We start from the raw sequence: 12,504 nt of genomic DNA, 5'->3' as shown, positions 1-12,504 counted from the left end.
TCTTGACTCCGTTCCGAGAACCGGGTGTGCACTGGTGCCATGAGGCAGCGTACGTTCGACGACGGAGCCGTGGCCGTCCAGCGGGTCGAGAACGGCGCCATCGCGGTCGCCATCGTCATCGCCGTCGTCGCCATGGGACAGTCGTGGTGGTGGTTGGTCGCGGCCTTCCTCGTCTTCGACCTCTCCGCCGTCGGGTACGTGAGCGGCCCACGCCTGGGGGCGCTGCTCTACAACGCCGTGCACAGCTACACCGGGCCGGCGATCCTGATGGTGGGGTATGCCGGCTTCGCCCTCGGGGGACAGGATCTCCCCTGGCTCGCCGTGGTCGCCGCCTGCTGGGGGTTCCATGTCGCCGTCGACCGAGCGCTCGGCTACGGACTCAAGCTGGACGACTTCGCGCACACCCACCTCGGTCGGATCGGGCGGGGCTCGCGGTAGGTCAGCCCACGAGCGCAAGATCCCGTGGCTGAGGATCGTCGTCCGGCGCATCGGATCCCACCTGCAGCAGGTCGTGGGCGAGTCGGCTCGCACGGCCGAGCACGTCCAGCTGTGCCGGGTTGTACAGCTCGGCGACCGCCTCCGACATCGTCTGCTGTGCGACGCGTTCGCTGCGGGACAGGTGCTCGGACGGATTCAGGAGCCAGGGGTACTCGACCAGGTTGCGCGCGAGGATCGGCGCGAGAAGCCGCACGAGGCGTTCACGGCTCGCATCGTCGGCGTCCGGGGCGAGAGCGTCGATCTGCGCGCCGACGCCGTCGGCTGTCACGTCGACCTCCACCATGCGGCGCACGTCAGCCATCGCCTGCGCGTCGAAGAGCTGTGCGGAGATGTGCAGGATCGAATGGTCCGCCTCCGACAGCCGGGACGCCACCGGCTCGAACCCGGCCGGCGTGTCGGCGGGTGCGTCCTCGCGCAGGATCGCGGCGATGTCGGCTCGCGCCTGCTGAATCCGCTCGATACCCGCCACCAGCTCGGCATCCAGCTCCCGAAGCATCTCCTGACCGCCACCGGCGTTGATGTCGCCGATCTGCGCGAGCGGGAGACCCAGCTCGACGAGTCGCCGGACCCGGAGCAGCTGCACAAGATGCCGCACCTCGTACTTCTTGTAGCCGTTGACCCCACGCTCGGGCTCGTCGAGCAGCCCGAGACGGTGGTAGTGACGAACCGTGTTCACGGTCGTGGACGCCAGGTCCGCGATCTCGCTCGTGCTCCAGGCCATCGTCTCCTCCTCCGTGTCAGGCCCGTCGTGGGGATGCACCCGCGACCTGGAGGCTGATGATCAGGCACCCCAGCGCGGCGGCGACGCTGACGCCCCCGTCCGGTGGCGCCTGACCAGCGCCCTCGGCGGAGGCCGCCTCGCGGCGGTTCGGTCCCACCTCGGCGAACGGCGCCGCGATGGGGCGGATCCTGGTGATGGCCGGGTGCTCGCTCATGGGTCGTCTCCTGCGGTAGAGACCGTTCTGCACGGTCGCGGTGGTGACAACAGGTTCACATCGCTGAGGCCCGTTTCGCGTCGGTGGAAGTCACCTATGCGGCCGCCCTGTCGACGCGGCATCACGACCGTCGCCGCAGACGGGTCGCGGAGCGGCGCAGCGGCGCCGCCGGCTCCGGAGCATGCGCCGACATCTCGTCGGCGTCGAAGACCGACATGATGACCGCCGCCGTGCTCGTGAAGCCGATGGCGAGGGCGAGAAGGAGAGAAGGGGCGAAGTCGCTCGACGCCGGGATCCAGCCGCCCAGGATCCACGGCAGTGCCACGACGGCCACCACCGCGAGCGAGGTGAGGATCTCGTTCGCGGCCAGCGCGAGAGACCTCCTCGCCGCGCCCTTCTGGACGATCCGACGGGACGTGTCGACGGTTGCGACCACGAGTGCCGTCGCGAACACCAGGAACGACACGGCCGCCCAGACCGGCTCCGCACCGACCAGGGCGAGAGCGACGATCAGGGGCAGGCTGTAGGCGATGAGCACCCAGCGGACGCCGGCCCGGATGTACCGGTCGTGGGCTCTGCCCGCGGCGCCGCGGGCCCGGTGCAGCGCCGAGTTCAGGTAGAAGAACACCGCGAGGATGAACGCGCCGAGAAGGGTCGCTGCGATGCTCGCGAGGGCGAGCAGGAATCCGTCGGTCACCGCACGCACTGTCGTCACCTTCTTCCCTCGAGGACGGGGTCGACCGGCGACCGCCCGCGACGGGTCAGACCAGGAGGACCGCAGGCACGCCGCAGCGGAACGAAGGCATCGCTCGGGGGTTCAACGCCCGCGCTCTTCGCTGATGGAGTTCGCTCCGTCGACCGTGATGAGCTGACCCGTGATGTACGACGCGCCTTCGCCGGCGAGGAACGCGATCACGTACGCCACCTCGTCCGCCGTGCCGGACCTCCCGACGGGCGTGGCCGCGCCCATCACCCGCTCGCGAGCGGAGGCGGACGCGGTATCGATCCAGCCCGGAGCGACGGCATTCACCGTGACGCCCGCCGCGGCGGTGTCGATCGCCGCTGATCGCGTCAGCCCGACGATGCCGGCCTTCGCCGCGTGGTAAGCAACATCGCCGGGGTACGCGGCGACCGGCCCGGACACCGACGACACGTTCACGATGCGTCCGTAGCCGGCAGCCTGCATGGACGCCACCACCGCGCGGATCATCAGGAACGACGTCGTCAGGTTGCGTTCGATCGAGGCATGCCAGTGGTCGAGGGACAGCCCGTCGATCGCACCCGAGGCGTACCAGCCGGACATGGACGTCATCCCGGCGTTGTTGACGAGGATGTCCACGCCGCCGAACGCATCGGACGCACACGCGACGACGGCGTCCACACCTGCCTGTTCCGTGAGGTCCGCGACCACCCCTTCCGCTCGGATCCCGGCGGCGCGCAGCTCTGCGACTCGCTCGAAGATGCGATCCGTTGTCGACGTGATCACCACGCGATTCCCGTCGGCGCCGAGCAGACGTGCTGCCGCGAACCCGATCCCGTGTGCACTTCCCGCGCCGGTGATGATGGCGACTCGCTGCCTCTGCGTGGTCATGGCGAAACCCTCCGTCGAGCTGTGCGAACCGGACGACACTCACCGTCCAGTGAAAACCGTGTGGCTGGCACAGGGTCAAGCACCTGATCCACCGCTGTGGCGATCGGGTCGGCACGACTTGACTGCGTGGTGACAACACGGTCTGAGATGGCCGCACCACGCAAGATCTCGGAACGGAGCAGAGACGATGACCACCGCAACACCGACACCGACAGCCCCAGCCCCCGGCGCCGGTCAGGTACCACCCGGTGTGGAGTACCACCGGGTGCTCGCCGGCGAGGAGCGCAGGATCGGGCGCGGCGTTCTCGCCATCGTCCTGCTCATCGGCGGCCTGTTCGGCGCGATCCAGGTGTTCTATCTGCTCGCGGCCTGGATCGACGGGCTCATCCGCCCCGACACGGACTCCGGCGTACCGGAGTACACCGCGCTGACGCTCGGCTCAGGTCTGGTCGCCACCGCGTTGCTGATCCCCTGGAGCATGTTCATCCAGCGCTGGCTCTACGGGGTGCGCGGGCCGTCGCTCCACTCGGTCGTCTCCCGCTTCCGCTTCGACCTGTTCGGGCGCGCCCTGCTGGGAGTCTTCCCCCTCTTCCTCATCGCGTTCGCCATCACCGAGTATCTCGAGCCACGCGCGACCGTCGTGTGGTCGCACGCGGACATCATCACTCTGTTCGTCGTGGTCATGCTGTTCGTGCCCCTGCAGGCTGCGGGCGAGGAGTACGGCCTGCGAGGTCTGGTCTTCCGCGTCGCGGGTAGCTGGGCGCGCGGCCCTCGGGCGTCCCTGATCCTGGGGATCGCCGTCTCCGGCGCCGTCTTCGCGGTGATCCACACTGCGGGCGACCTCTGGTGGAACGTCCTCTACGCCCTGTTCTCGGTCTCGACCGGACTCGTCACCTGGCGCACCGGCGGACTCGAGATCGCGGTCGTCATGCACGCCGCCCTCAACCTCGTGGTCTTCCTCTTCTGGTTCGTCCTGCAGGCGGATCTTGCCGACAGGTTCGACCGCTCGGCGGGCGCGGTCACACCCGCCCTGTTCGTGCCGCTCTCCCTGGTGATCATCGCCGTCGCGGTCGTGGTGTGGCTCCGGACCCGGCGCTCCGGCCCCGCACTCACTCCTGCGGCATAGGGAACCCCCTCCCGAAGCGGGACCGGCCGCGCCTGGGCAGCCGGGGTCAGGGCAGTCGCACCTCTTTGAGCTGGCGCCGCGAGGTGATGCCGAGCTTGCGGAAGATGCGACGCAAATGAGCCTCGATCGTCCGCGGACTCAGGAACAGCTGCGCGGCAACCTCCCGCGACGTGGCGCCGGTGGCGACCAACCGCGCCACGTGCAGCTCCTGGACGGTCAGCGCGTCGGACGGCTGCGCCGTCCGCTCCCGCGGGTGTTCACCGGTGGCGCGCAGCTCGCGGGCGGCCCGAGCGGCGAAGGCGTCCACGCCCATGTCCGTCAGCAGGTCGTAGGCGGTGCGGAGCTGTTCGCGCGCGTCCTGGCGGCGCCCTTCGTCGCGCAGCCACTCGCCGTACACCAGGTGAGCGCGAGCGAGGTGAGTAGCCATCCGCGTCCGGCCGAGCCGCTCGGTCGCCTCACGGTAGGACGCCTCGGCGGCAGGCCCGCGTTCGAGCAGCGCCCTCGATCGCGCCTCGAGCCCGAGCGCCCACTCGGTGCCGCTGGCGCGAGCCCGCTCGCTGAGCACGTCGAGTGCGGCGGACGCACGTTCCGGCCGGTTGGCGCGGACGGCCGCCTCGACGAGCTCGGGCAGGGCGATGCTGCTGAACGTCAGCTCGTCGTGCTCGACCGGTCGCTCGGCCGCCGCGAGCGCGTCCTCGTAGTTGCCGAGCCCGTTGTGCAGGGCTGCCAGCGCGACGTCGGACAGGCCGAGCGTCGCGCCTTCCCCGCGTCCGGTCGCCTCGTCGACCATCGCCGCGTGCAGGTCCGCCGTCTCGGTCTGCCGGCCGCGCCATGCGGCGAGGATGAGCCGGGCGTTCGGCAGCGGCGGAGCGCCGGTCGCCTGCGTGATCGCGCGCTCCTCGGCGAGCATCTCTGCGGCGCGAGCCAGCTCGCCGGTCAGCACGAGCACCGAGGCCAGGGCGTTGAGCGCCGCAGGGAGGCGTGCCAGGGCGCCCTCGTCGCGCGCGAGCCGGACGTCGAGGGCCGCGAGCTCGTAGATCGCCTCGTCGTCCCACAGCGTGGCCGCGATGTGGCAGGCCAGCCACAGTCGGTGACGGCTGCCGTCCTCGAGTCGGGAGGCAGGGGCGCGCAACGTCTCGAGGGACCGCTGCAGGATCGGGACGCTCGCCGCGTAGCCCTGGACGAACAAGGTGGCCAGCCCGTCCAGCATGAGATCGACCGGCCGAGCGGGCTGCGACGGCGCGGGCGCGGTCTGCGCGGCTCGGGCGGCACGCGTCAGCTCTCCGCCGCGACCCAGCCGACCGGCGTGGAAGGACGCCTCGAGTGCGTGCAGGTAGCTGTCGCGTGACAGATCGGCATCCAGCGGGCCGAGGGTCTCGGCGGCGTCGAGCAACATCCGCGGCGCCTCGCTCCCCCGGGTGGTGTGGAACGCGATCTGCGCGCGCAGCAGTCCGAGGCGCGCGCGCTGGTGATCGTCGAGCGGTCCGCCCTGCGCACTGGTCAGGAGCTCGAGAGCGGTCTTCGACGCGCCGGTCTCGAGCGCGGCGTGCGCCGCCTGGAGCGACCGGCGCGCGCGGCGGTCGGGATCCGGGGAGAGCTCGACAGCCCGGCGCAGGAACGCGGCGGCCGCCGCCGACCCGCCGCGGCTGCGCGCCCGGTCGGCAGACGACTCGAGTTCCGCTGCGACGTCCTCGTCGGGCCCGTCCGCCGCCTGTGCCCGGTGCCACGCCCGCCGATCGGGGTTGGTGCGCACGTCGGTGACCGCGGCGAGCGCGGCGTGGGCGCTGCGGCGGTCGCGCGGCACTGCTGCCTGGTAGATCGCGGAGCGCACGAGCGGATGGCGGAACCGCACCCGCGTGTCGATCTCCATGAGTCCGGCGGCCTCTGCGTACGCCGCTGCGTCACGGGCGATCTGCAGCTGGGCTGCGGCCCGCCACAGCAGCGCCACGTCGCCGGTCGGATCGCCCGCGGCGATCAGCAGCAGCTGCTGCGTCGCGGCCGGCAGGCTGGTCGACCGCTGCCGATAGGTCTCCTCGACCCAGCGCGGGACGTCCGCGGCGTCGGGCCGCTCGTACCCGCCCGCGAACTGGGCGGGCGGCACGCTACGGGGCAGCTCCAGCAGGGCGAGGGGATTCCCGCGTGCCTCGGCGACGATCCGATCGCGCACGCGGTCGTCCAGCGGCGAGCGCACCGCGGCGGTCAGGAGCGCACACGCGTCCGCGTCGGCGAGCCGTTCCAGACGCAGCTCGGGCAGCCCGGCGAGCGTGCTCGCGTCGTCTCCGCCGGTGTTGCGCGACGCGAACACCACGGCGAGCCGCTCGGCCCCCGCTCGCCGCGCGACGAACGCCAGCACCTGGGCGGACGCCTGGTCCAGCCACTGCGCGTCGTCGACGAGGCAGAGCAACGGCTGCTCCTCGGCGGCCTCTGCGAGCAGACTCAGGGTGGCCAGCCCGACCAGGAACCGGTCGGGTGCTGTACCGCGGTGCTGGCCGAGCGCCACGCCCAGGGCGGCGCGCTGCGGCTCGGGAAGCGCGCCCGCGTGGTCCAGCAGCAGCGTGCACAGCTGGTGCACGCCCGCGAACGCGAACTGCGTCTCGGACTCCGTTCCGACCGACTCCTGCACCTGGAACCCGAGCTCCTGAGCCGCCTCCGCGGCGTGCTCGAGCAGGGCCGTCTTGCCGATGCCGGCCTCCCCGCGCACCACGAGAGCGCCGCCCCGCCCGACGCGGGCGTCCGCGAGCAGCTGTTCGATCACCGCGCGCTCAGTGCGCCGGCCGAGGAGATTCACCAGGTTCCCGCCTCCGCCCGCCCGAACCGGCATCCGTTTCCGGATGAGGCGATTGTTCCCGGTGCGACACGCGACCGCCAGGGGCACAGGCCGTTCCCTTCGACGGGATCGCTGCCAGCGGGCCGGACCGATGACCGGCTCGCTCCGCAGGCAGCCCCATCCCGTGCTCCCACCACACGGTCAACGGGACGACGACGTCTTGACCCTGTGCTCGGGACAGGGTGTGGCATGGACAGACTGTCGCCTCCGGTCAGGCATGGGCGACGACGATCGGAGCGAGGCGGGTTCAGGATGCTGGCATGGACGACGACACCCGGATCCCGAGGCGGGCTGACGCTTCGCGAGGTCCCGGAACCCGTCCCGCTGCCTCACGAGGTGCTGGTGCAGGTGGAGGCCTTCGCTCCCAATCCCGGTGACCTCGCGGCACTCGCCGAGGCGCCGGCGGGGACGATACCGGGATGGGACGGCAGCGGCGTCGTGCTGGAGTCCGCCGCCGACGGACGAGGGCCGCGGGCGGGCGAGCGCGTCGTCTTCCTCGGACTCGCTGCCCGCGGCTGGGCGCAGCGGCGCGCTGTGCCCTCCGCGATGTGCGCCGCGGCCCCCGCCGACGCGCCGTGGGAACGGCTCGCGACGCTTCCCGTGCCCGCGACGAGCGCGTTGCGCGCTGTGCGCCGGTTCGGGTCGGTCCTCGGGCGACGTCTCCTGATCGTCGGCGCGGCGAGCGCGGTCGGCCGGTTCGCCGTGCAGCTTGCGGCGCGCTCCGGCGCCCGGGTGGTCGCGGTCGCGCGCGACGAGCGCCGCCACGCCGATCTCCGCCGCCTCGGCGCGTACGAGACTCACACGGCCCTCGCCGCCGTCTCGTCCCGCGTCCACGGCGCCATCGACCTGATCGGCGGGCAGCACCTCGTCGACGCGTACGCCCTGCTCGAACCAGGAGCGACGGTCATCGCCCTCGGTCATGCCGCCGGCGCCGACGAGCACTTCCCGTACGGGGCGTTCGTCGCCGACCCGGCGACCTCCGACCGCTCGATCACGAGCTTCTTCCTCGGATCGGAGCCCGACCTGGCCGACGAGATGGCATACCTCGCAGCGGACCCGTCCCTCGACACCGGCGACATCGACGCCAGACCGTGGACCGAGCTCGCGACCTGGATCGACGCCGGGGCCGAACGGCGCTCTGGGCGGGTCGTCTTCCGCGTCGCCAACCGCACCGACCCCGGACAGCAGAAAGCCGGACCTACAAAAACGTAGGTCCGGCTGTCCTCGATGTCTTGAGACATCACACGGTCGGGCTGACAGGATTTGAACCTGCGACCCCTTGACCCCCAGTCAAGTGCGCTACCAAGCTGCGCCACAGCCCGTGGCTGGAATCACCGAGCCTGATCCGTACGGATCTGGCCCCGTGAACCTCGGATACTCTACCCCATCCGCGCCCCGTCGAGTGCACCGTTTGCCCCGGTCACCGCTGTGCGGTCGGTCTCGTCGGCAGGCTCCGGCAGTGCGCTCCGCTCCCCCGTCGGCAGGTGAGCGCGCCACGCGCACGCGACGATCACCAGGCACGCCACCGCGACGGCGAGGCCACCGAGAAACATCTGGGCGTAGGCCCACCGCACGGACAGCGCCGCGAGCGCCACGGGCACGAAGAACCCGAGGTACGTCAGCGAGTAGTACACGGCGGTGAGGCCGGCGAGGTCGTCGGGGCCGGCGATGCGCTGGACCTCGCTGAGCCCGGCGACGAGCGCGAGCCCGTACCCCGCACCGAGCACGGCAGCGGCGACGAGCGCCGTCACGAGGTCGAGCCGTGCGCTGGCGAGGGCGCCGAGTCCCATACCGACCACGACGATGGACATGGCCACGACCGACGCCCGCGCGCTGCGCCGGGTGTCGATGAGGCGGCCGAGCACCTGGATCCCGACGCCGCACCCGAGCCCCAGCACCGTCATCAGCCCCGAGAACGCGATGGGCGCGCTGCCCGCGGTCTCCGTCATGAGCCCGGGCAGCACGGCGTACGCGCTGCCGGCGCAGCCGAACACCCACGGCGCGACGGGCACGACGACGCGCAGGAACCTCCGGTGCGCGACCGCCGGGACGCGCAGGTCGTCGAGCAACCGGCCCCGCACCGCAGGCACACGGACCACCCGCGTCTCCGGGACGCGCAGCACCCACACGCCTGCGACGGCCGCCAGCGCCGCGTGCAGCAGGTAGGCGGTGTGCGTGGGCCAGGGTGCCCACTGCGCGAGCACCGCGGCGACGCCTGCTCCGGCGAGGAACCCGAGCGTGAGGGCGAGGCCTGCGCGGCGGGGGCCGGACCCGCCGTCGGGCACACCCGAGGCGCGCGCGGCGGCGTCGGTCAGCTCTTTGATCCAGGTGGTGCCCACGGCCATGACGAGGCCGAGCGCCACCCCGCACAGCACACGCCCGACTGCGAGCAGCGCGGCCGACTCGGCGCCCGCGGCGAGGACGAGGGACCCGGCGAGCGCGACCGGTGCGGCGGGCAGGAGCAGCGGCCTGCGCCCGTACCGGTCGGACAACGGCCCGCCGAGCAGCAGCGCGGGCACGATGCCGAGCACGTACGCGGCGAGCAGGGCGTCGACGGTCACCGCGGAGAAGTGCCCCACCTCGCGGTACATCACGAGCAGCGGCGTGAACTCGTTGCCGCCCCATGCGACGGCGAGCATCGCGACGGCGACGGGCAGCCACGCCCGCGGGCCCACCGGTGCGCCGGGGCGTGCGCGGGTCACAGCCCGGCCCGGGCGTCGTCGAGGTGGCGGTGCATCCGGCGGCGGAAGGTGCGCGAGTCGCGGGCCTCGAGGGCCTGGACGAGAGCGCGATGCCCGGCGACGAACGTCGCGGCCCGCCCCCGGTCCCACCGCACGCTGTGCGCGACCATCCGCTGCTGACGCTCGCGCAGGCTCACGGCGAACGTCGTGAGCAGGGAGTTGCCTCCGGCCGCGACGATCCCCTGGTGGAAGCGCGCGTCGAGGGCCGCATACTCGGCGACGTCACCGTCCGCGACCGCGGCCTCCTGCGCGGCGACGAGGTCTCGCAGGAGGGCGACGAGGGTGGCGAGCTCGTCGTCGGGCAGGCGCAGCACACCCTGGGCGGCGTGGACCTCGACGAGCAGCCGGGCGTCGAGGACGTCGTCCGCCTCCCCCGGCGCGACCGGCACGACGAGCGCCCCGCGCTTCGGGTACAGGCGCAGCAACCCCTCGGCCTCGAGGCGCAGGAACGCCTCACGCACGGGGGTACGGCTCATCCCGAGCTGCTCGGCGACCTCCCCCTCGCTCGTCATCGAACCGCCGGGCAGGCTCCCGTCGAGGACATGGCGCTTGACGTGGCGGTAGGCCTGCTCCGTGGCGGAAACACTGGTCGTTCGAGGCATAGATACATGATGCATACATCTGGTCGACGACATGCACTCGCTCCGACATACGGACGTACGCCTCTCGTCAGGCCCGCAGCGCCCCGTCGAGGAGGCGGACGAGCTCGCCGACGCGGCCACCGCCGTCGGGCGCGGCGGGATACCGGCGCAGCACGTCGACGACGAGCGCGGGAGCGGCCTCGCGCGACCGGTCGAGGTGCTCCGCGCCCACACGGTGGTCGTCGCTGGCGGCGAGCTCGGCCGCGCGGGTGGCGTGCGCCGCCGACCCGAGGATGTGCTTGACCTGCGTCGCCCGAGCGAGCGGGTGGAGGTACGCGGCCCCGGCCGCGTGGCCCGCCGCCCGCGCGACGTGCTCCGCCACGGGTGTGCTCGCGTCCTTCGCCGCTCGCAGCGCCGCGAAGGCGTCGGCGCGCAGCGCGTTCGTCCGCCTGCCGCCCGCGGCGAAGGCCAGCGCGGCGTCGACGGCGTCGCGGGGCCGAGCGTCGTCAGGCTCGACGTCCTCGACAAGCGGCAGGACCTCCAGCGCGCACTGCGCCGCGTAGCCGGCGACCGCGCGGATCTCGTCGAGGGTCAGGTCGACCTCCGTCATGACGCGGGATCCATGCCGTCGATCGTGTAGCGGCGCTCGATCCCGGCCGTCGCACGACCCCACTCGCTGGCCGCGACCCGGCGCTGGTGCGCCGCGAACGCACCGGCGTCGACGAACCGCTCCTCGACGTGCCAGACCAGTGGCTCCTCCGCCGGGGTCACCTCGAACGACAGGCAACCGGGCTCCGCCCTGGTCAGGGCCACGTGCTGGGGCAGGTGGCGTCGCACGACGGCAGCCTCGCCGTCGTCCGCGCACACGAGCTGTCCGGTGAGGCGCACGTCGGACACGCTGTTCTCCTTCGGGTGGGGGCGGAGCTTCAGGGCATCGGGACGAGCAGGTCGGGTGCCATGCCCCGCGCGGCGAGGGCTGCGGTCACGCGTTCGAGCTCCTCGGGGAGGAGCTCGAAGGCCAGGCCGGTCCCGGTGTCGGCGGTCGACCAGGCGAGGCGACCGTCCTCGCTGATGCCGCTCGCGGAGATCGTGCGGGACGCGACCGCCGCCGCGAGCTCGACGTCGCGGTCGGCACGCGGATCGAGCCGGACCGTGATGCCCGGGCTCCACCCGAACCGCTTCGCGAGGGCGCTGCGCTGGGAGAACGCCCGCTCGCCGAGCTCCTCGACGGCCCAGCGGAGGTCGTCCGGCCAGTCCTCGTCGGAGTACACGTCCACGTCGAGGTGACGGAGCCGCTCGCGCTGGGCGAGCAGCGTCGCGCGGCACAGCGCGTCCAGCTCGTCGGCGGTCGCGCCGTCACGTGCGGTGTAGCACGGCACGCGCGCCTTTCTCAGTCTCACCGTCCCGATCGTGCCAGACGCAGCCCGTCAGCAGGACCGTGCCACGCCTCAGGCACCGGCCGACCCGGCAGCTCCGCCGTCCGGCGTCGTGCGTCGCAGCGGGACGTGGGTGCGCCACACGCGCTCGTAGCTGCGGTAGCCGCGGAACAACCACAGCGCAAAGTTCACCGTTGCCGCGGCGACCCCGACGGCGACGGCGACGGCCCAGCCCGCGACGTCCGCGAGCGCCCACACGACGCTCCCGCACAGCAGCCCGACGAGCACGGACCCGACGAGGAGGATGAGCATCATGGAGCTGCCGAGGACCTGGGTGCGGTCGCGACCGGCGAAGGGGTAGTAGGTGCGGATGGCGCCCTCGGCGTCGTCGGCGGGCGACATGAGGAGGTACGGCTCGACGCCGGGGTCGAGGTCGACGTACGCGCCGCGCAGCCGGTTCATCGCGAGGACGTAGGCCAGGTCTTCCTCGGCGGTGTTGAACACGCGCAGCTGTGTGACGACGCCGAGCGTGGACAGGAGCAGCAGGACGCCGATCGCGACACCTGCGAATCCGCCGCGGAACCCGGTGGCGTTGCCGAGGACGCCGAGGCCGAACACGCCGGCGGAGACGAGCGTGAGGAAGATCGCGATGCGGGTCAGCACCTCGCTCTGCGTCGTCGAGCGGGACGCGAGCAGGCTCCAGTGCTCGGTGGCGAGGATCTGGGCGCGCAGCGCACGCTGCGCGTCCGTCAGACGCGAGACGTCGTCGCCTCCGGGAGGCGTGGCCGCAGCCGTCGCCATACGAGCATTGTCCACCTCGACCTGGTCG

At 72.5% G+C, this 12,504-nt stretch carries 14 protein-coding genes and 1 tRNA gene; 3 read left to right on the top strand and 12 right to left on the bottom strand.

Annotation, left to right across the window (positions count from 1 at the left end; translation table 11 throughout):
- Nucleotides 1-39 precede the first annotated feature (39 nt).
- Nucleotides 40-438 (top strand): DUF4260 family protein, encoded by a 399-nt coding sequence (locus OHL10_RS05390; protein ID WP_265521154.1) that lies wholly within the window; start codon nucleotides 40-42, stop codon nucleotides 436-438.
- A 1-nt stretch (nucleotide 439) separates the two neighbouring features.
- Here the strand turns inward: OHL10_RS05390 and OHL10_RS05385 are convergent, their stop codons facing one another.
- From OHL10_RS05385 to OHL10_RS05370, 4 genes are all read right to left on the bottom strand, one after another.
- Nucleotides 440-1,219: a MerR family transcriptional regulator gene (locus OHL10_RS05385; RefSeq protein WP_265521153.1), complete on the bottom strand. Its 780-nt coding sequence runs from the start codon at nucleotides 1,217-1,219 to the stop codon at nucleotides 440-442.
- Between the two features lie 16 nt (nucleotides 1,220-1,235).
- Nucleotides 1,236-1,433: a hypothetical protein gene (locus tag OHL10_RS05380; RefSeq protein ID WP_265521152.1), complete on the bottom strand. Its 198-nt coding sequence runs from the start codon at nucleotides 1,431-1,433 to the stop codon at nucleotides 1,236-1,238.
- 121 nt (nucleotides 1,434-1,554) lie between these two features.
- Nucleotides 1,555-2,130 (bottom strand): hypothetical protein, encoded by a 576-nt coding sequence (locus OHL10_RS05375; RefSeq protein ID WP_265521151.1) that lies wholly within the window; start codon nucleotides 2,128-2,130, stop codon nucleotides 1,555-1,557.
- Between the two features lie 120 nt (nucleotides 2,131-2,250).
- Nucleotides 2,251-3,024 carry an SDR family oxidoreductase gene (locus tag OHL10_RS05370; RefSeq protein WP_265521150.1) on the bottom strand — a complete coding sequence of 258 codons (774 nt, stop codon included), beginning with the start codon at nucleotides 3,022-3,024 and terminating at the stop codon, nucleotides 2,251-2,253.
- A 187-nt stretch (nucleotides 3,025-3,211) separates the two neighbouring features.
- Between OHL10_RS05370 and OHL10_RS05365 the strand changes: the two genes are divergently transcribed.
- On the top strand, nucleotides 3,212-4,150 hold the full coding sequence (locus tag OHL10_RS05365; RefSeq protein WP_265521149.1) for a CPBP family intramembrane glutamic endopeptidase: 939 nt from the start codon (nucleotides 3,212-3,214) through the stop codon (nucleotides 4,148-4,150).
- A gap of 46 nt (nucleotides 4,151-4,196) precedes the next feature.
- On the opposite strand, the gene OHL10_RS05360 is transcribed toward OHL10_RS05365, so the two are convergent.
- Nucleotides 4,197-6,971: an ATP-binding protein gene (locus OHL10_RS05360; RefSeq protein WP_265521148.1), complete on the bottom strand. Its 2,775-nt coding sequence runs from the start codon at nucleotides 6,969-6,971 to the stop codon at nucleotides 4,197-4,199.
- Between the two features lie 195 nt (nucleotides 6,972-7,166).
- On the opposite strand from OHL10_RS05360, the gene OHL10_RS05355 reads away from it, so the two are divergent.
- Nucleotides 7,167-8,189 carry a zinc-binding dehydrogenase gene (locus OHL10_RS05355; RefSeq protein ID WP_425498965.1) on the top strand — a complete coding sequence of 341 codons (1,023 nt, stop codon included), beginning with the start codon at nucleotides 7,167-7,169 and terminating at the stop codon, nucleotides 8,187-8,189.
- Between the two features lie 36 nt (nucleotides 8,190-8,225).
- Here OHL10_RS05355 and OHL10_RS05350 read toward each other — a convergent pair.
- The 7 genes from OHL10_RS05350 to OHL10_RS05320 all read right to left on the bottom strand — a co-directional run bounded on the left by OHL10_RS05350 (nucleotide 8,226) and on the right by OHL10_RS05320 (nucleotide 12,476).
- A tRNA-Pro gene (locus OHL10_RS05350) sits at nucleotides 8,226-8,299 on the bottom strand.
- Nucleotides 8,300-8,356: 57 nt separating this feature from the next.
- Nucleotides 8,357-9,679, bottom strand: coding sequence for an MFS transporter (locus OHL10_RS05345; protein ID WP_265521146.1), 1,323 nt, complete (start codon nucleotides 9,677-9,679; stop codon nucleotides 8,357-8,359).
- Complete coding sequence (locus OHL10_RS05340; protein WP_265521145.1) at nucleotides 9,676-10,320, bottom strand: GntR family transcriptional regulator; 645 nt, start codon at nucleotides 10,318-10,320, stop codon at nucleotides 9,676-9,678. Before OHL10_RS05340 ends, OHL10_RS05345 begins: the two co-directional genes overlap by 4 nt.
- A gap of 67 nt (nucleotides 10,321-10,387) precedes the next feature.
- Nucleotides 10,388-10,909 (bottom strand): putative immunity protein, encoded by a 522-nt coding sequence (locus OHL10_RS05335; protein WP_265521144.1) that lies wholly within the window; start codon nucleotides 10,907-10,909, stop codon nucleotides 10,388-10,390.
- A complete protein-coding gene (locus OHL10_RS05330) occupies nucleotides 10,906-11,196 on the bottom strand; it encodes a putative quinol monooxygenase (protein ID WP_265521143.1) in 291 nt (96 codons plus the stop codon). Before OHL10_RS05330 ends, OHL10_RS05335 begins: the two co-directional genes overlap by 4 nt.
- 29 nt (nucleotides 11,197-11,225) lie before the next feature.
- Entirely contained in the window at nucleotides 11,226-11,699 is a 474-nt protein-coding gene (locus OHL10_RS05325; RefSeq protein ID WP_265521142.1) for a hypothetical protein, read from the bottom strand.
- A gap of 48 nt (nucleotides 11,700-11,747) precedes the next feature.
- Complete coding sequence (locus OHL10_RS05320; RefSeq protein WP_265521141.1) at nucleotides 11,748-12,476, bottom strand: hypothetical protein; 729 nt, start codon at nucleotides 12,474-12,476, stop codon at nucleotides 11,748-11,750.
- Nucleotides 12,477-12,504 lie beyond the last annotated feature (28 nt).

The sequence above is a fragment of the Oerskovia flava genome, assembly GCF_026163685.1.
Classification (GTDB): Bacteria; Actinomycetota; Actinomycetes; order Actinomycetales; family Cellulomonadaceae; genus Oerskovia_A; species Oerskovia_A flava.
Note: the sequence above shows the minus strand (reverse complement) of the source record. Positions and strands in the feature narration are given on the sequence as shown.